We start from the raw sequence: 17,973 nt of genomic DNA, 5'->3' as shown, positions 1-17,973 counted from the left end.
CCGTCGCCGGGCCGTCACGCCGGGGTCAGCCGCAGCGTCAGGATCTGGAACGGCCGGAGCGACAGTACGAGACCCCGCTCGTCGGTGTCCGCCTCGCGCAGCGGCCGTTCCAGCAGATCGGTGACCTGGGCCCGTACGACGGGGAACCCGACCCGCAGCGTGGTGCCGGCGCGGCCGCCCGCAGACTCGTACAGCCGCACGATCACATCGCCGCTCCGGTCCTCCGCGAGCTTCACCGACTCCACCGTGACCGCCGGATGCCCCGTGTCCACCAGTGACGGCAGAACGGGCGCCACCGCCGCCCGCAACGGCAGGTTGAGCGCGAGCCCTTCCCGTACCGAGTCCGTGATCCCGCCGCCCGGCGCCAGCGCGTAGCCGAACCGGTGGCGGCCGAGGTCGGCCTCCGGGTCGGGGCTGTGCGGGGCGCGAAGCAGCGTCAGCCGTACGGTCGTGCCGAGGCCCGAACCGTGCGGGGTCCGGGTCACCTCGTGCCCGTACGTCGAGTCGTTGAGCAGGGTGACGCCGTACCCCGGTTCGGCGACCCGCAGCCAGCGATGGGCGCAGATCTCGAAGCGGGCCGCGTCCCAGCCGGTGTTCTCGTGCGTGGGGCGGTGGACGTGGCCGAACTGGATCTCGGACGTGGACCGTTCGGCGTGCACATCGAGCGGGAACGCCGCCTTGAGGACCTTCTCCGACTCCCGCCAGTCGACCTCGGTGTCGATGTCGATCCGCCGGCTGCCCGCGGTCAGCCGGATCTCCTGTGTGACATGTGAGTGCCCGAAGGACCGCTGGACGCGGACCGCGGCCCGCAGCGGCCCTTCCTCCACCAGCTCGACGGAGTCGGCGTCGGTGAGGTCGGTCCAGGTGCGGCGGTAGTGCCGGTCGATGTCCCAGGCGTCCCAGTGACTGGGGTGATCCGGGTGCAGCTGGAGGAGGTTGGCCCGGTGGCCGGGGGCGAGGACGTCCCGCCCCGCGCCGAGATCGCGGACGGCGGCGATCAGCCCGTCGCCGTCGACCACCACCCGCAGCAGCCCGTTGTCGAGTACGAGGCCCTCGCCCGCCGCGTCGGTCGCGGTGACCGGGTGCTCCGGCACCGCCGAGCCGTTCAGCGGGCCCGCGCCGAGCCCGGGGCTGTCGGCCAGCACCACCGTACGACCGTCGCCCAGGCGCTGCACCCGCGCGCCGGAGGGCAGCACCGCGCCCGCTTCTGCGTCCAGCTCCATCACCTGACGGCGTTGGTACGGGGAGGAGTTGAGCGCCACCAGGCCATCGGCCGCGCCCAGTGCGGCCACCGCGTCCGCCACCAGATCCGCCAGTTCCGCCCGCACCCGCTCGTAGGTCTCGCGGGCCTCCCGGTGCACCCAGGCGATCGACGAGCCGGGCAGGATGTCATGGAACTGATGCAGCAGGACCGTCTTCCACAGCCGGTCCAGCGCCCCGTACGGATAGCCGTAGCGGTCGGACGGGTTGCGCAGGGCCGCCGCCGTGGCCCACAACTCGGCCTCGCGGAGAAGGTGTTCGCTGCGGCGGTTGCCCTGTTTGGTCTTGGCCTGGGTGGTGTACGTGGCCCGGTGCAGCTCCAGATACATTTCGCCCGACCAGACCGGGGCCTGTGCCCCGTACTCCTCCTCGGCCGCCGCGAAGAACGCGGCCGGGCGCTCGATGTCGACCCGCGGCGAACCCTCCAGGTCCCTTAGTCTGCGCGCCTTCTCCAGCATCTCGCGGGTGGGGCCGCCCCCGCCGTCACCCCAGCCGAACGGGACGAGGGAGCGGGTCGCCAGCCCCTTCTCCGCGAAGTTCCGTTCGGCATGGGCGAGTTCGCTGCCGTGGAACTGGGCGTTGTAGGTGTCCACGGGCGGGAAGTGCGTGAAGACCCTGGTCCCGTCGATGCCCTCCCACCAGAAGGTGTGATGGGGCATTTTGTTGCTCTGGTTCCAGGAAAGCTTCTGGGTCAGGAACCATTTCACCCCCGCCAGCCGGGCCAGCTGCGGGAAGGCGGCCGTGTAGCCGAAGGAGTCCGGCAGCCAGATCTCCTCGGTCTCCACCCCCAGCTCCCGTTCGAAGAACCGCTTGCCGTGCACGAGTTGCCGGGCCAGCGCTTCGCCCCCGGGCATATTGGAATCGGACTCCACCCACATCGACCCCACCGGCGCCCACTGCCCGTCCGCCACGGCCTGCTTGATCCGCTCCCAGATGTGCGGCTGGTGTTCCTTCACCCAGGCGTACTGCTGGGCCTGCGAAGCCGCGAAGACCAGCTCCGGATAGTCCTGGGCCAGCGCGGTGACATTGGCGAAGGTGCGCGAGGCCTTGCGCACCGTCTCGCGCAGCGGCCACAGCCACGCCGAGTCGATGTGCGCATGGCCCGCGGCCGAGATCCGGTGCGCGCTCGCCGCAGCCGGGCGGGACAGCGCTTCGGCCAGCTCGTCCCGGCCGGCCCGCGCCGTGCCCGCCACGTCGTGCAGATCCAGCGCGTCGAGCATGCGCTCCAGCGACCGCAGGATCTCGTGCCGTCGAGAGCGTTCGACGGGGAGTTCCCGCATCAGCTCGGAGAGCACCTCGGTGTCCAGGACCAGATGCCAGACCTCCTCGTCCAGCACCGCCAGGTCCGCGGAGGCGAACCGGTGGAGCGGTCGGTCACCGGCCGTCGTCACGTCCCCGAGCGGCGTCGGCGCGAAGCCGTGCTCCAGGACGGCCGGGTTGGCCGCCGCCTCCAGCAGCAGCGAGACCGGCTCACCGCCCGTGGCCGGGGAGGCCAGCGTCAGATGGCGATTGCGCGGATGGATGCCCTTGATGGGGACGCCCGCGGCGTCATAGAGCATGCCCTCGGCCTGGAAGCCCGGCCCCTGACCGGAGAACCCGGGATCGACGACCACCTCGACCCGCCGCCCCGCCCACTCCTCGGGAACGGTCCCCTCAAGCCGGAACCAGCTGGTGGACCAGGGCTTCCCCCACTCGGTTCCCGTGCTGAACGGCTCGAACGACTCCCCGAGGACCTGGGCCACCGGAACGGGTTCGCCGGGGAGGTGCCGCACGGAGAGTGCGAGCGGGGTGCGGGCCGGGTACTGGGCGGGGCGGATGAACTGGTGAAGGGCGCGTTCGAGGCGGTCCTCCACCAGGGTGCGGTCGTCGTGCATCACGGCTCCAAGGGGTCGGCGCCTGCGGGTGTCCATGGCTCCACTTCCCCGGCGACCGGCCCGGCACCCCTGCGAGCCGTGCGACGGGGTGACGGTTGATCAACCGGCCCTGTGCGCACCCTTGGCGACCCTTGAGCAATGTGACATATTACTGCCGTGCTCACGAGACACCCCTTGGATGTCGTCATCGTCGGGGCCGGAGTGGTCGGTGCGGCCTGCGCCTACTACACCTCCCGGTCCGGACTGTCCGTAGCCGTCGTCGACCGCGGGCCGGTGGGCGGCGGCACCACCGGAGCAGGCGAGGGCAACCTCCTGGTCTCCGACAAAGTGCCGGGTCCGGAGCTTGAACTCGCCCTGCTCTCCGCAACGTTGTGGCAACAACTGTCCGAGGAACTGCCCCCGGACATCGAGTACGAAATGAAGGGTGGTGTGGTCGTCGCGGCGTCCGAGGACTCCCTGGCCACCCTGTCCGCGACGGCCGCCGGTCAGCGGGCGGCAGGCGTCGCGGCGCACCATGTCACATCCGACCGGCTCCGCGACATCGAGCCCCACCTCGCACCGGGGCTGGCCGGCGGCTGCCACTACCCACAGGATGCACAGGTCCAACCAGCCCTGGCCGCAGCCGAGTTGCTGCGTTCGGCCGCCCGGGCCGGCGCGCTCGTCCGCCCGGGGGAGGAGGTGGTCGGGATACTCAGGGACCGGGAGGGCGCCGTATCCGGGGTGCGCACGGCACGGGGCGAACTGCGCGCCCCCGTCGTGGTCAACGCGGCGGGCACCTGGGGCGGTGACCTGGCCGCACTGGCCGGGGTGAACCTGCCGGTCCTGCCGCGCCGAGGGTTCGTGCTGGTCACCGAACCACTGCCGTGGCTGATCCGGCACAAGGTCTACGCCGCGGAGTACGTGGCCGATGTGTCGAGCGGGTCCGCCGCGTTGCAGACCTCGCCCGTGGTGGAGGGCACGCCGTCGGGGCCGGTACTCATCGGAGCGAGCCGCGAACGGGTCGGCTTCGACCGGACGTTGTCCGTTCCGGTGGTCGCCCGGCTGGCGGCCCGGGCCGCCGCGCTCTTCCCCGTACTCGCCGACGTACGGGTGATGCGCGCCTACCACGGATTCCGCCCCTACCTGCCCGATCATCTGCCCGCGATCGGGCCGGACCCCCGGGTGCCGGGGCTCTTCCACGCCTGCGGTCATGAGGGGGCCGGGATCGGGCTGGCGCCCGCGACCGGACTGCTGATCGCCGACGCGATCGGGGGAAAGCGGCCCGCACTCGATCTGGCCCCGTTCGCACCCGAGCGGTTCGATGCCACAAGCCATGTCACGTGACGGTGGAGAGCGGGGCGACCACGCCCCAGGAGAGGACCCAGTGAGACGCACCCGTGCACGTACCCCCGCCGAACTCGTCGGGGCCACGCCCGAACCGGAGTTCCAGCTGACCTTCGACGGCCGCCCGATCCGCGGACTGCCGGGCCAGACCGTCGCCGCCGCACTCTGGTCGGCGGGCATCCTGACCTGGCGCACCACCCGGGTCCACGGCCGTCCGCGGGGCGCCTTCTGCGGCATCGGTGCCTGCTACGACTGCCTGGCCACCGTCAACGGCCGGCCCAACCAGCGTGCGTGCCTGCTGCCCGCGAAGCCGGGCGACGCCATCACCACGCAGGAGGGTGACGGGCATGCCGCACTCGACGGATGAGCCCCTGGCGCGGGAGACCGACCGCGCCGAAATCGCGGTGGTGGGCGCGGGACCGGCGGGTCTGGCCGCTGCCGTCACCGCTGCCGACCACGGGCTCGACGTGGTTCTGCTGGACGCGGCCGCCGCGCCCGGCGGGCAGTACTACCGCAGCCCGGCCGACGGACTCGGCGCCACCCGGCCCGGGGCCCTTCACCACGGCTGGCGCGCCTTCGCGGAACTCTCCGCGCGGCTGGCCGCGCACCGCGACAGCGGAGCGATCCGCCATCTCACCGGCCACCAGGTGTGGACGGTCGAACGAACCGGTGACGGGGAGTGGATCCTGCACGCGGTCTCCGGGGCCGACGAGGAGGCCCGCAGCGCCGTCCGGGCCCGCCGGATGCTTCTGGCGACGGGCGCCCATGAGCGTCAACTGCCTTTCCCGGGCTGGACACTTCCGGGAGTGGTGGGCGCGGCGGGGGCCCAGGCCATGCTCAAGTCGGGGCTGGTGCTGCCGGGGCGCCGGATCGTGGTCGCGGGGAGCGGGCCGCTCCTGCAGGCGGTCGCCCTCTCGCTGACGCGTGCGGGGGCCCGCGTCCCGGCGCTGGTCGAAGCCGCCGGCTACGGAGCGTACGCCCGTGCTCCCCGGGTGCTGGCAGTCAACCCCGGAAAGGCGGTGGAAGGGGCCCGGTTCGCGGCGGGGCTGGCCCGTGCCCGGGTCCCGGTGCTGAGCCACCGGGCGGTCACCGAGGTGCACGGCGACGAGCGGGTGGAGGCGGTGACCGTCAGCAGGGTGGACCGTCAGTGGCGTCCCGTCGAGGGGACCGGCCACCGGATCGCCTGCGACGCGCTCGCCGTGGGACACGGGCTCGTGCCGCAGCTGGAGCTCGCCGTGGCAGCCGGCTGCGGTACGCGTCCGGGCCTCGACGGAACGCACGCGGTCACCCTGGACGAACAGCTCAGGACCACCGTCCCCGGGGTCTGGGCGGCCGGTGAGGCCGGTGGCGTCGGCGGCGTCGAACTCGCGCTCTGCGAAGGTGAGCTGGCGGCACTGTCCGTCATTCATGAGGTGCGGGGCGGGGTGCGGAAGGGGGAAGCGCGCAGAGCGGCCGGGCTGCGACGCTCCCGGCGCCGCCTGCGGGCCTTCGCCGCGCTGATGGGGACCGTGCACCGGCCGGGCACCGGGTGGAGCCGGTGGCTGACCGGCGATACGGAGGTCTGCCGCTGCGAAGAGGTGACCGCGGGCCGAATCCGTACGGCGTGCGAGGAGCTGGGAGCCGGTGACACCAGGACGGTCAAACTGCTCACCCGGGCCGGAATGGGGTGGTGCCAGGGCCGGACGTGCGGATTCGCCGTCCGTGAACTCGCCGCCGCGCACGGCGCCGGACACGAGCCGGGCGGACCCGACCGGCGCCCGTTGGCCTGCCCCGTGAAGCTGTCCACGCTCGCCGACCTGTCCGGCCCCGGGTAGGCCCGCAGCCGGTTCTCCACTCGGAGCCCGACGGCACGCCGCGACGGGTTCCCGCGCGCAACTGAGCGCAACGTTCGCCAACCCTTGTCCATGTTTCTGCCACACCATGACATGTCACACCTCTCAAGGAGTCACGATGCAGACGAACACCGACTCGCGCACCCGCCCCTGGCACGGGGTCATGGTCGCCACCCCGCTCACCCTGCGCGACGACTGCACCATCGACTACGACGCCTACGCCACCCACGTGCGGCAGCTCATCGAGGCGGGCTGCGACGGAGTGGTGCCCAACGGCTCACTGGGGGAGTACCAGACCCTGACCGACAGCGAACGCGACGAGGTCGTCCGGGTCGCCGTCGAAGCCGCGGGTGACGGCAGCCGCGTCATGCCGGGCGTCGCCGCCTACGGCAGCGCGGAGTCACGGCGCTGGGCGGAACGGGCCGCCGAGGCCGGGGCCGGCTCCGTACTGCTGCTGCCGCCCAATGGATACCGCTGCGACGAGGCGGCGGTGCGCGCCCACTACGCCGATGTGGCCGAAGTCGGGGTGCCGGTCGTCGCGTACAACAACCCGTACGACACCAAGGTGGATCTGACACCGGACCTGCTCGCCCGCCTCCACCAGGACGGCAGCATCGTGGCCGTCAAGGAGTTCACCGGCGACGTCCGCAGGGCGTACGAGATCGCCGAACGGGCGCCCGGCCTCGACCTGCTCGTGGGCGCCGACGACGTACTGCTGGAACTGGCACTCGCCGGCGCCGTCGGGTGGATCGCGGGTTGCCCGAACATGTTGCCGTCCTGCTGCGTCGATCTGTACCGGGCCGCTGTCACCGGTGACATGGCAACTGCCCTGCCGCTGTACCGGGAGCTGCACGAGCTGCTGAGATGGGACTCGAAGCCGGAGTTCGTCCAGGCCATCAAGGCGTCCATGGACGTCGCCGGACGCCATGGGGGCCGCACGCGGCCGCCGCGGTTCCCGCTCCCCGCCGACGACGCGGCCGCCGTACGTGCCGCGACAGAGAAGGCACTCGCCGGGGGCCTTCACTGAGAGCGGCGCCCCGCCGCCGTACGCCGGGACGGAACGCCCGGCCCAGCCCGGCCGTAGCGTTCCGTCCCGTTTCTCGTGTTCTTCGTGTCCGTCGTGACGAACCAGGGGGAGCCTTGCAGACACGTCACATCTTCCATGCCGTCGACTCACACACCGAGGGCATGCCCACCCGCGTCATCACCGGAGGCATCGGCACCATCCCCGGTGCGACGATGGCCGAACGGCGCAGCTACTTCCAGCAGCACCGGGACGCCGTGCGCACCCTGCTCATGTACGAACCGCGCGGTCACGCGGCCATGAGCGGCGCGATCCTCCAGCCACCCACCCGGCCGGACGCCGACTTCGGCGTCCTCTACATAGAGGTCTCCGGCTTTCTGCCGATGTGCGGGCACGGGACCATCGGGGTGGCGACCGTCCTGGTGGAGACCGGCATGGTGGAGGTCACCGAACCCGTCACCACCGTACGACTGGACACCCCGGCCGGGCTCGTCAGCGTCGACGTGGCGGTGCGGGACGGCGCGGCCACCGCCGTGACGCTGACCAACGTTCCGGCGTTCAGCGTCGCGCTCGACCGGACGGCGGACGTACCGGGCCACGGAACGGTGCGCTACGACCTCGCCTACGGCGGCAACTTCTACGCGATGGTGCGGCTGTCCGACCTCGGGCTGCCCTTCGACCGGGCGCGCAAGGACGACATCCTGGCCGCCGGACTCGCCCTGATGGACGTGGTCAACGGCACCGACCGGCCCGTCCACCCCGAGGACCCGGACATTCACGGCCTCAAGCACGTGCAGTTCATCGCACCCGGGTCCGACGCCCGCCACTCCCGGCACGCGATGGCCATCCATCCCGGCTGGTTCGACCGCTCGCCCTGCGGGACCGGCACCTCGGCACGCATGGCGCAACTGCACGCACGGGGTGAACTCCCCCTGGACACCGACTTCGTGAACGAGTCGTTCATCGGCACCTCGTTCACCGGACGCCTCGTCCAGGAAACCACCGTGGGCGGGCTGCCGGCCGTGGTCCCCACCGTCACCGGCCGCGCCTGGATCACCGGTACCGCACAATTCTTCCTGAACCCGTCCGACCCCTTCCCCGAAGGATTCCTGCTGTGAAGCTGCCCCTGCTCGGCGCCGATGACATCGAGGCCCTGGGACCGACCGGAGCCGTGGACGCACTGGAGGTGGCGCTGCGCGGGGGACTGGATCCGGAGACAGCACCTGCCCGGCACCATCTCACCGTGCCGGGCGGGGAACTGCTGATCATGCCCGCCACCACGCAGCAGGTGACCGGAGTGAAGATCGCCGGGGTGGCCCCGGCCAACCCGGCGCGCGACCTGCCCCGGATCACCGGAAGCTATCTGCTGCTCGACGCCCCCACCCTGCTGCCGCTGGCCCTGCTGGACGGGGCCGCGCTCACGACCCTGCGCACACCGGCCGTGTCCGCACTCGCGATCCGCCACCTCACCGGGCCCGTCGTGCACCATCTGGTGCTCTTCGGAACGGGCCCGCAGGCGTACGGGCACCTTGCCGCGGTGCTCGCGGAACGCCGGGTCGAACGGGTAACCGTGGTCGGCCGTACCCCGCACCGGGCCGACGCACTGGCCGAGCACGCCCGTCGGCTCGGTGCGGACGCCGGCGTTGCGCGGGCCGACGGCGCCGGGGAGGTCGGCACGGCCGATCTGGTGCTCTGCTGCACCACCTCCGCCACCCCGCTGTTCGACGGTGACCTCGTACCGGACGGGGCGACGGTCGTCGCGGTCGGCTCGCACACCCACGATGCCCGGGAGGTCGACAGCGCTCTGGTGTCCCGCTCCGCCGTCTTCGTCGAATCGCGGGCGGCGGCACTGTCGGAGGCGGGCGATCTGCTGATCCCGATGAGGGAGGGAGCCTTCGATGCCGAGGACATCCACGGCAACCTCGCCGAGCTGGTGACCGGGCGCAACCCCGGCGGGAAATTGGCCGACTTCGAGGGCCCCCGGTTCTTCAAGAGCGTCGGAATGGGATGGGAGGACCTCGCTGTCGCCGCCGCGGTGCACCGGAATTCGGCGCTCTGAGCGAGTTGTCCACAGCTCCGGAGCGACGGGCCCTGACGGAAACGTGACATTGTATTCTGAGGCCCCGCACGGCGCTGGAGGAACAAATATGGCCCGCCTGACGACGCTCAACGCCATCTCCGCGCAGGAGCACTTGCGTGACCGGGTGGCAAACGCCCTCAGGGCGGCCCTGATCGCAGGGGACCTCCGCCCGGGTGTCATCTACTCCGCTCCCACGCTCGCCGCCGATTTCGGAGTGTCCGCGACCCCGGTCCGCGAGGCCATGCTCGACCTGGCTCGCGAGGGCCTGGTCGAAGCGGTACGCAACAAGGGCTTCCGCATAACGGAGTTGACCGAACAGGATCTCGACGACTTCACCGAGCTGCGGGTCATGATCGAGGTCCCCACCATCGGCCGCATCGCCCGGATGGGCAGGACCAGGGAGCTGGAGGCGATGCGGCCACTGGCCCAGGCGATCGTCGCAGCCGCCGCCGAGCACGACATCCTCGGCTATCTGGAGGCCGATCGCCGCTTCCATCTCGAACTGCTCGGCCTGGCGGGAAACCGCCGCCTGGTGGAGGAAGTCGGCAATCTGCGCAAGCGATCGCGCCTCTTCGGACTGAACCGGCTCGACGAAACCGGGCTGTTGGTCCAGTCGGCCGAGGAGCACGGTCAACTGCTCGACCTCCTGATCGCGGGCAACGCGGAGCGCGCAGAGAGGTGCATGCTGGCTCATATGTCACATGTCAGGAATCTCTGGGCCGAGGAGGAGCCCAACGACACGGGCACGGGAGGCATGCGGGTCAGAAGGGTGTCACTGCCGGCCGCAGAGGCCTGATCCACCGGTTCCGCCCGGAGTCCTCGGACCGACCGCACCGCTGCCCGGGCGCTCTCTCCCGCGGGCTCCGCAGGCCCGCCCCGGCCCCCGTCCTTCAACGGCCGCCCGCCCGGGCGGCCGGGCGGCCGTTGAAGCGGGTCGTCAGGCCCCGGTCTCCAGCAGCGAGCCCATCCACTCCTCGATTCCGTCGGCGGTGCGCGGCAGCTCGGACGACATGAGACGGGCGCCGTCGGCCGTGATCACGAGGTCGTCCTCGATCCGCACCCCGATCCCGCGCAGCGACCGGGGCAGCGTCTCGTCGTCGGGCTGGAGGTAGAGCCCGGGTTCCACGGTCAGCACCTGACCGGCTTCCAGACGCCCGTCCAGATACGTGTCGGCACGAGCCTGCGCACAGTCGTGCACGTCCATGCCGAGCATGTGGCCGCTGCTGCAGAGCGTGTACCGGCGGTAGAAGCCGTTGTCCGGATCGAGCGCCTCGTCCGCGGACATCGGCAGCACGCCCCACTCGTGCAGCCCCTCGGCGATGACCCGCATGGCCGTCAGATGGAAGTCACGGAATCGCGCCCCAGGACGCAGGGCCGCGATGCCCGCGTCCTGCGCGGCCAGCACCAGTTCGTAGACGGTGCGCTGCACGGGGGAGAAGCGGCCGGACAGAGGCAGGGTGCGGGTGATGTCGGCCGTATAGAGCGAGTCGGTCTCCACCCCTGCGTCCAGGAGCAACAACTGGTCGCGGTCCAGCGGGCCGTCGTTGCGGATCCAGTGCAGGACACAGGCGTGTGCCCCGGCCGCGGCGATCGTGGAGTAGCCCGGACCGTTCCCCTCCGCCCGGGCGCGCAGATCGAAGACGCCCTCGATCCAGCGCTCGCCGCGCGGGTGCCGCAGTGCCTGCGGCAGGCTTCGCACCACATCCTCGAACCCCGCCGTCGTCGCGTCGACGGCCTGCTGCAACTGTCCGGCCTCCCAGGGGTCCTTGATGAGCCGGAGCTCGCTGAGCACTGCTTCGAGCCCGGCCGGCGCCGAGCGCCCGAGCGGGAACGCACGGCAGGAGCGCAGGAGTTCATCGACGGACGGGTCCACCCCGGACAGCACCCGTACCGGGGGCTGCGGCCCGGTGAGCAGCTTCTCCCAGGCGTCCAGGTGCGCGCAGCGGATGCCGGTCAGCCGGGCGGCCTCCGCCAGGTCGGGCCTGCGCCCGACCCAGAACTCCCCGTATCTGCGGTCACGGTAGAACTCCTGGCCGGTGCGTGGTGACCGCGGCCGCAGATACAGCACCGCTTCGTGCCGCTCGTCGCCGTCCGGCTCCAGGACGAGGACGTGACCGGCCTGGTCCTCGCCGGTGAGGCCGGTGAGCCAGGCGTAGCCGGTGTGCGGCCGGAAGCGGTGGTCGGTGTCGTTGGAGCGGACGGAGAGCGCGCCGGCCGGGATGACCAGACGCTCGCCCGGGAATCGGGCGGCCAGCCGGGCCCGGCGGGCGGGGGTGACGTCGTAGGACGGGACACGGGTGTCCGCCGACAGCGGGGTTTTCGCCCACGCCGTGCTCATGAAGGCGTCCAGGGCGGGCGACACCGGCAGGTCGTGACTGCTGGTACGGGGCGCGGAGAAGGAATGGGGCACGGGCATTGCTCCTCAGGGTCTGTCGGCGTCCGGGCGCGGGGCTCCGGGCTCTGTCGGACGCGGCGGCGGCGGCGGCCGGAAAGACGGTGGTGGCGGCCGGTACGTGCGGGCCGCATCACAAATCCCGGGTGCTGACGGGAAGTTGTCGCGCAGATGAATGTGCGTGAGAGGGCTTCCGAAGGACATGTGACATGTGCCATTGTACAGCCCGCAGCGGGAAGGAGCCGTGCTCATGTCACAACGTGAGTGGAGTTCAGACCCGGTCCGGCACCGACCCCGCGCATTCCCCCACAGCCGCGCATCGTTGCGCGGTCACCACTCCGCTGGGAGGCGGCAAGTGAAGAACCGAACGGTTCATCAGAGATTTACCGGACTGTCCACTGCGGTCCTGGCAGCATGCCTGAGCGTGGGCCTGTTCACGGCACCGAGCCAGGCCGTCGAGCAACGCCCCGCCGCGTCGACCGTGACCCCCCACCTCTCGGACGCCGCCCAGAAGCGGGTGGAACCCCGGACCGAGGACCCCGGCGGCCCCACCGCCGAGGCGCTGACGGCACCCGCCGACGATGCCACTCACGTCGAACGCAAGTCGCTCAAGGCCGCCTACCGGCCGCCGCTGTCCGCATCCAAGGACGCGCTCAAGCGGGATTACGACGACCCGGCCACCGCGCTCCCGAGCCACCTGGCACCTTCGATGAAGGCCGAGAAGCGGGCCCGCGCCAAGAAGTCCGGCAAGGCTGCGGCCGAGTGCAACATCACCGACTTCACCAACAACACCGGAGGCGCCCTGGTCGAGAAGGTCAAGGCGGCGACCACCGACTGCGTCAACACGCTGTTCCGTCTCCAGGGCCAGGACGGCTACCACGCCTTCCGCGAGGACCAGATGGTCACCATCGCCGATGCCATGCGCGACGCATCGGCCTCCTACCCCGGTGACAGCAGCACCGGCATGCCCCAGCTGGTCCTCTTCCTCCGGGCCGGCTACTACGTGCAGTACTACGACCCCGACACCGTCGGAGAGTACGGGCCGCGCCTGCGCACGGCCATCCAGGGCGCGCTCGACGGCTTCTTCGGCTCCTCGCACGCCTTCGACGTCACCGACGCCAACGGCGAGAGCCTGTCCGAGGCGATCATCCTGGTCGACAGCGCCCAGGAGAACGCCCGCTACCTGAGCATCGTCAAGCGGATGCTGACCGACTACGACGAGTCGTACAACAGCTCCTGGTACATGCTCAACGCCGTGAACAGCGTGTACACGATCATGTTCCGCGGTCACCAGGTGCCCGAGTTCATCAGCGCCATCGAGGCCGATTCCAGCGTGCTGAACTCCCTGCACGACTTCGCCGCGAACCACCTCGACCTGCTGGACACCAAGCAGTCGTTCCTTGTCTCCAACGCGGGACTCGAGCTCGGCCGCTTCCTCAAGGAGGACTCGCTGCGCGCCAAGGCGAGCCCGCTCGCGGTCGACCTGATGGGCAAGAGCTCCATCGACGGCCCCACCGCCCCGCTCTGGGTCAATCTGGCCAAGATGGTCGACGCCTACGACAAGGACAACTGCGCGGAGTACGGCGCCTGTGACCTCGCGGAGCGTCTCGAGAAGGCCGTCCTGCCGGTGAAGCACACCTGTAGCGACAGCATCACCATCCGGGCGCAGGACATGACCGCGGAGGAGCTCGAAGCCAGCTGCACCAGCCTGCGCGACCAGGACGCCTACTTCCACGAGGTGGCCCGGGACAACGGCGCGGTCGCCGACGACAACAACAAGACCATCGAGGTCGTGGCCTTCGACTCCAGCACCGACTACCAGACCTACGCCGGAGTGATCTTCGGCATCGACACCAACAACGGCGGCATGTACCTGGAGGGCGACCCCAAGGCCGAGGGCAACCAGCCCCGGTTCATAGCCTACGAGGCAGAGTGGGCCCGCCCCGACTTCCAGATCTGGAACCTCAACCACGAGTACACGCACTACCTCGACGGCCGCTACAACATGTACGGCGACTTCGCCGCAGGAATGACCACGCCGACCGTCTGGTGGGTCGAGGGCTTCGCGGAGTTCGTCTCCTACTCGTACCGCAAGCTCGACTACGAGGCCGCCATCGCCCAGGCCGCGAACCGCACCTACACCCTGCGGACCCTGTTCGACACCACCTACGAGAACGCCGACCAGACCCGTGTCTACAACTGGGGTTATCTGGCAGTCCGTTACATGCTGGAGTCCCACCGCGGGGACATCGACACGCTCCTCGGCCTCTACCGCAAGGGTGACTGGGACGGTGCCCGCACCCTGCTCACATCGACCATCGGCGACCGTTACGAAACCGACTGGAACACCTGGCTGACCGCCTGCGCGGCCGGCAGTTGCGGCGGCGGCACGCCCACCGAGCCCGGGGGCGAGTGCCCCGGGAAGGACACCAGGGAGCTGGGCAAGGACTGCAAGCGCAGCGGGCTGAAGGCGGTCAAGGACGACTACGCCTATCTGTACGTGCGCATTCCGGCGGGGACCGCTCAGCTGCAGATCACCGTGACGGGCGGCTCGGGCGACGCCGACCTCTACTACAACGCGGAAAAGTGGGCGACCACCGACGCCTACACCAGCCGGGCCGTCGGTGCCGGGAACGAGCACACGCTGACCATCGACCACCCGGAAGCCGGAGACCGCTTCATCAGCCTGCACGCCGTTGAGGGATTCGACGGTGTGACCGTCTCCACCAAGTACTGAGCACCACACACGACAACGGCCGGCCTGCGGAGGGGATGCCCCTCCGCAGGCCGGCCCAGCCGAACCTCACCGGCTCACAGCAGCCGCAGCCCGCCGGGCGCCGTGCCGCTCGTCAGGATCTCCACGATCAGCTCGAAGAGTGTCGGCCCACGCCCCGCCAGGGCCTCCTCCAGCCGCTGCTGGACGGCCGCCCGGTTGGTGGGATGCACCCGGCTCAGGCTCTCCCGGAGACAGCGCGCCGTCTCCTCATGGCCCAGGGCCTGTGCGGAAGACGCGTGGTCCCGCCACTCGAAGACGAAATCGCCGTCGTCAGGAGTGCCCATCCCGCCGCCGAGACAGTCCGCGAGGGCGTCGAGGTTGCGGCCGAAATACCCGCCCGGCCCGTTCACCGCCTCGCCGATCACTTGCCAGAACCGCTCCAGGCCGGTGACCCGGGAGCCGTCGATCACATAGGTCACGGTCATGGGTGGAGCGTACAAGTCCGTTCGCTTCCCCCGGTCCGTGATCCGCGCCGCAGGTGGGGGGCTACGGCGCGGATCGGTCCGGAGGGGCCGGGCTTCAGCAGCCCTGGTCGATCAGGTCGAAGGTGGCGTAGTGGTCGCTGGTGTAGTAGTCCTCCTGCGCCTGCTCACCGGTGACGATCCGACGCGCGCCGCGGGTCGGGGAGTTGGGGGTGATGACCGTGTACTCGTGGTAGTAGCCGGTGCTCTGGCCGGGCAGGACGCCTTCACGGTTCTGGAAGACGGAGCCGTCCTGCGAGTACGGGAACGGGCCGCCCGCATCGATCAGGTCGAGGGTGTCGTGCGCCTGGGAGGGCAGCGCCGAATAGCAGATGCTGCCGACCGAGTCGATGGACGCGGGGGAGGCGGTGGCCGTGGTGACCGGGCCGCCGACGAGGAGAACGGACAGGAGGGCGGCTGCGCCACCGAGCGTGGTGATCCGTGGGGGGATTCGCATAGCCACCATGATGACGCGCGTAGATACGGTCCCGTCAACGCCAACCGATGTGAATTTTTTGGAAGTTAACCCGAGGCGCGGAAATGTGACGGGCAGATGTCCGGCAGCCCGCGGACCGGTTCCGGTTCTCCGTTCACTTATTGATGAGTCGACAAGCGTGGCGGCCCGTCTGCGGGGCATGCATCCGGTGAACGTGTTCCGCGAAGGAGTTCGGCGAGAAGCAGGCACCACGGGAAAACGGGACGACGAGCAGGGGGCGATTGACTGTGCGGGCGGGGGAAACGATGGAGCGTCAGGGAGATGCCGATTCCATGAAAGGCGAGGCCTCGCACGAGCCGGGGGCGCAAGGGCGGCAGCCGGTCCGGCTGCACCGCAGACTGGCCCACACCGATCTGGCGGCGGTGGGTGAAGTGAGAGGTGACTTACGGGAGTTCCTGCGCTACCGGTGGCGGGCCGAGCCGGCCCGGGTGGCGGAGCTCCTGCTCAGCGAGCTGGTGACCAACGCGCTGATCCACACGCGACACGGCGCGGTCGTCACGGTGAGTGTGGCGCCCGCCAAACTGCGGGTGGAAGTACGGGACTTCGTGTCCGGACTGCCCCTGTCGTACGTACCGAACGCCGACGACGGTACGCATGGCCGAGGGCTGCTCCTGGTGCAGAGTCTCGCGGACGCCTGGGGAGTCAGCGCCCATGCGCTGGGCAAGGTCGTCTGGTTCGAGCTGGACGGCGAGAGGCCCTGACGCACCGGAGGTGACCGGGCCGTCAGGGCCTCTCGCCGCGGACCGGCGGGGCCGCCGCGGACCGGCGGGGCCGCCGCGGACCGGCCGGGCGAGGTCGCCCGGCCGATCCGTGCGGCGTCAGCCGAACTGCTGCTCCAGATCCTTCAGCTTCTGCTCCAGCGAATCGAGCCGGGGCAGTGCCTGGGTGTCGTCCTCGGCGGTGAGGTCGACGGTGATGGGTTCATCCGGGCGCCGGTCCGGGGTGCCGGCGCTCGGTCCCGTCACGGCTTGCAGGGATGGCCGGGGGCGCAACGGCAGTTGTCCCGGCTCGGATATGGCGGGCTCCGCGACGGACTGGGCGGCGCCCGCCGTGGCGGTGATGGCCTGGATGTCCACCTGGGTGCCGCCGCGGCCGACCCGGTGCCAGGCCCGGTTCTGCCGGTTCAACGCCTTGATGTGGGCCCGGTCCAGCTTCTCCTGGTCCTTCCTGCGGAGCCGGTTCTGCTCCTTCTCCCGCCTGTCCTCACGTACCTCGTCGACCGCCTCGTCCAGGGTGCGTACGCCCTCCAGCAGCATCAGCGACCAGGCGCCGAAGGTCTCCCGGGGGGCGCGCAGCCACCGTACGATCCGGATCTGCGGCAGCGGGCGGGGCACCAGACCCTGCTCGCGCAGCGCGGCCCGGCGGGTCTGCTTCAGTGCCCGGTCGAACAGTACGGCCGCCGAGAGCGACATCCCCGCGAAGAAGTGCGGGGCGCCCGCGTGGTCGATCCCGCGCGGCGCGTGCACCCAGTTGAACCAGGCGGCGGCACCGGCGAAGGTCCACACGAGCAGTCGTGAGCCGAGCGCCGCGTCACCGTGGCTGGCCTCGCGCACCGCGAGCACGGAGCAGAACATGGCCGCCCCGTCGAGGCCGAAGGGGACGAGGTATTCCCAGCCGCCGGAGAGGCCGAGGTTCTGCTCGCCGAAGCCGACGAGCCCATGGAAGGAGAGCGCGGCGGCCACCGCCGCACAGCAGAACAGCAGGACGTACGAGGCGGTGGCGTACAGGGCCTCCTTGCGTCTGCGACGCTCCTCGCTGCGTTCCCAGCTGTCGTCGGCCGGGGATGTCTCAGCGGCGCGCTTGCCGCGTGCGACCACCGCCACCGCCGCCAGGACTCCCACGAGCAGCACGGCGCCCGGAAGCAGCCAATTAAGCGATATGTCGGTCAGTCTCATGCGCGGTCCCTTGCATCGCGTAGGGCATTTCGGGCGCCATGATTGCCGAAACCCCGTCGCGCGCAGGGGGGTTTCGGGGCAAGAGAACGCCATTGGGTCGGCAGGGCGCACGGATGACGGGGATCCGCTCGAATGTCCGCACGTGACCGCCGAGTTGCGTTCGAATCTTACCGCTTGTGCGGGCGGTGTCGATCAGTGAGCGGGTGTCAGCTTCCGTACCCGGTCTGCATCGCAGGTGCGCGGACAGGTGACGCAGGTGTCCTCGGGGCGCAGCGTGTAGAAGAGGCAGCAGCTCGCCCGGTCGCGGGTGGGCAGCGACTCGCCGTCCGGCCCGGTCAGTTCGCGGAAGCCCGCGGAGCCGACGTACGGCTTCGTGGTGCCCGGCAGCAGCGCCTCCAGCTCGGCCATCGCCCGTCGCTCCTCGCCGAACAGATGGGCGATGTACCAGAGGCCCTCGACGATCTCGAGCCCGTCCACCCCGAACCGGTCCGCCACCCCGTCCCACTGGACGCACCAGGTGCCCCGGCGGTCGACGACGGTGTCGAAGTCATAGCGCGCAC

Annotated in this window: 15 protein-coding genes; 9 read left to right on the top strand and 6 right to left on the bottom strand. The window is 70.7% G+C overall.

The window, feature by feature from the left end; genetic code table 11:
* Positions 1-14 precede the first annotated feature (14 nt).
* Positions 15-3,134 carry a glycoside hydrolase family 38 C-terminal domain-containing protein gene (locus ABZY11_RS15870; RefSeq protein ID WP_356479694.1) on the bottom strand — a complete coding sequence of 1,040 codons (3,120 nt, stop codon included), beginning with the start codon at positions 3,132-3,134 and terminating at the stop codon, positions 15-17.
* 156 nt (positions 3,135-3,290) lie between these two features.
* Between ABZY11_RS15870 and ABZY11_RS15865 the strand changes: the two genes are divergently transcribed.
* From ABZY11_RS15865 to ABZY11_RS15835, 7 genes are all read left to right on the top strand, one after another.
* Entirely contained in the window at positions 3,291-4,457 is a 1,167-nt protein-coding gene (locus ABZY11_RS15865) for an FAD-binding oxidoreductase (RefSeq protein ID WP_356479693.1), read from the top strand.
* Between the two features lie 40 nt (positions 4,458-4,497).
* Positions 4,498-4,824, top strand: a complete 327-nt coding sequence (locus tag ABZY11_RS15860; protein ID WP_356479692.1) for a (2Fe-2S)-binding protein — start codon at positions 4,498-4,500, stop codon at positions 4,822-4,824.
* On the top strand, positions 4,805-6,271 hold the full coding sequence (locus ABZY11_RS15855) for an NAD(P)/FAD-dependent oxidoreductase (RefSeq protein WP_356479691.1): 1,467 nt from the start codon (positions 4,805-4,807) through the stop codon (positions 6,269-6,271). Before ABZY11_RS15860 ends, ABZY11_RS15855 begins: the two co-directional genes overlap by 20 nt.
* A 136-nt stretch (positions 6,272-6,407) precedes the next feature.
* Complete coding sequence (locus tag ABZY11_RS15850) at positions 6,408-7,316, top strand: dihydrodipicolinate synthase family protein (protein ID WP_356479690.1); 909 nt, start codon at positions 6,408-6,410, stop codon at positions 7,314-7,316.
* Between the two features lie 113 nt (positions 7,317-7,429).
* Positions 7,430-8,431, top strand: coding sequence for a proline racemase family protein (locus ABZY11_RS15845; protein ID WP_356479689.1), 1,002 nt, complete (start codon positions 7,430-7,432; stop codon positions 8,429-8,431).
* Entirely contained in the window at positions 8,428-9,372 is a 945-nt protein-coding gene (locus ABZY11_RS15840; protein ID WP_356479688.1) for an ornithine cyclodeaminase family protein, read from the top strand. Before ABZY11_RS15845 ends, ABZY11_RS15840 begins: the two co-directional genes overlap by 4 nt.
* An 88-nt stretch (positions 9,373-9,460) precedes the next feature.
* Positions 9,461-10,189 (top strand): GntR family transcriptional regulator, encoded by a 729-nt coding sequence (locus tag ABZY11_RS15835; protein ID WP_356479687.1) that lies wholly within the window; start codon positions 9,461-9,463, stop codon positions 10,187-10,189.
* Between the two features lie 141 nt (positions 10,190-10,330).
* On the opposite strand, the gene ABZY11_RS15830 is transcribed toward ABZY11_RS15835, so the two are convergent.
* Positions 10,331-11,809 carry an aminopeptidase P family protein gene (locus ABZY11_RS15830; RefSeq protein ID WP_356479686.1) on the bottom strand — a complete coding sequence of 493 codons (1,479 nt, stop codon included), beginning with the start codon at positions 11,807-11,809 and terminating at the stop codon, positions 10,331-10,333.
* 331 nt (positions 11,810-12,140) lie between these two features.
* On the opposite strand from ABZY11_RS15830, the gene ABZY11_RS15825 reads away from it, so the two are divergent.
* Positions 12,141-14,522, top strand: a complete 2,382-nt coding sequence (locus tag ABZY11_RS15825; RefSeq protein WP_356479685.1) for a M9 family metallopeptidase — start codon at positions 12,141-12,143, stop codon at positions 14,520-14,522.
* 74 nt (positions 14,523-14,596) lie between these two features.
* Here the strand turns inward: ABZY11_RS15825 and ABZY11_RS15820 are convergent, their stop codons facing one another.
* Entirely contained in the window at positions 14,597-14,986 is a 390-nt protein-coding gene (locus ABZY11_RS15820) for a barstar family protein (protein WP_356479684.1), read from the bottom strand.
* 94 nt (positions 14,987-15,080) lie between these two features.
* Complete coding sequence (locus ABZY11_RS15815; protein WP_356479683.1) at positions 15,081-15,479, bottom strand: ribonuclease domain-containing protein; 399 nt, start codon at positions 15,477-15,479, stop codon at positions 15,081-15,083.
* Positions 15,480-15,856: 377 nt separating this feature from the next.
* Between ABZY11_RS15815 and ABZY11_RS15810 the strand changes: the two genes are divergently transcribed.
* Positions 15,857-16,219 carry an ATP-binding protein gene (locus tag ABZY11_RS15810; protein ID WP_356479721.1) on the top strand — a complete coding sequence of 121 codons (363 nt, stop codon included), beginning with the start codon at positions 15,857-15,859 and terminating at the stop codon, positions 16,217-16,219.
* Positions 16,220-16,336: 117 nt separating this feature from the next.
* Here the strand turns inward: ABZY11_RS15810 and ABZY11_RS15805 are convergent, their stop codons facing one another.
* Both ABZY11_RS15805 and ABZY11_RS15800 read right to left on the bottom strand, forming a co-directional pair.
* Positions 16,337-17,413 (bottom strand): DUF2637 domain-containing protein, encoded by a 1,077-nt coding sequence (locus ABZY11_RS15805; protein WP_356479682.1) that lies wholly within the window; start codon positions 17,411-17,413, stop codon positions 16,337-16,339.
* A gap of 192 nt (positions 17,414-17,605) precedes the next feature.
* The coding region (locus ABZY11_RS15800) for a (2Fe-2S)-binding protein (RefSeq protein WP_356479681.1) at positions 17,606-17,973 on the bottom strand (368 nt) is incomplete at its 5' end.

The organism is Streptomyces sp. NPDC006510 (assembly GCF_040611955.1).
GTDB lineage: Bacteria > Actinomycetota > Actinomycetes > Streptomycetales > Streptomycetaceae > Streptomyces.
The sequence above is the reverse complement of the archived record's forward strand: the minus strand, read 5'-3'. Positions and strand labels throughout refer to the sequence as shown.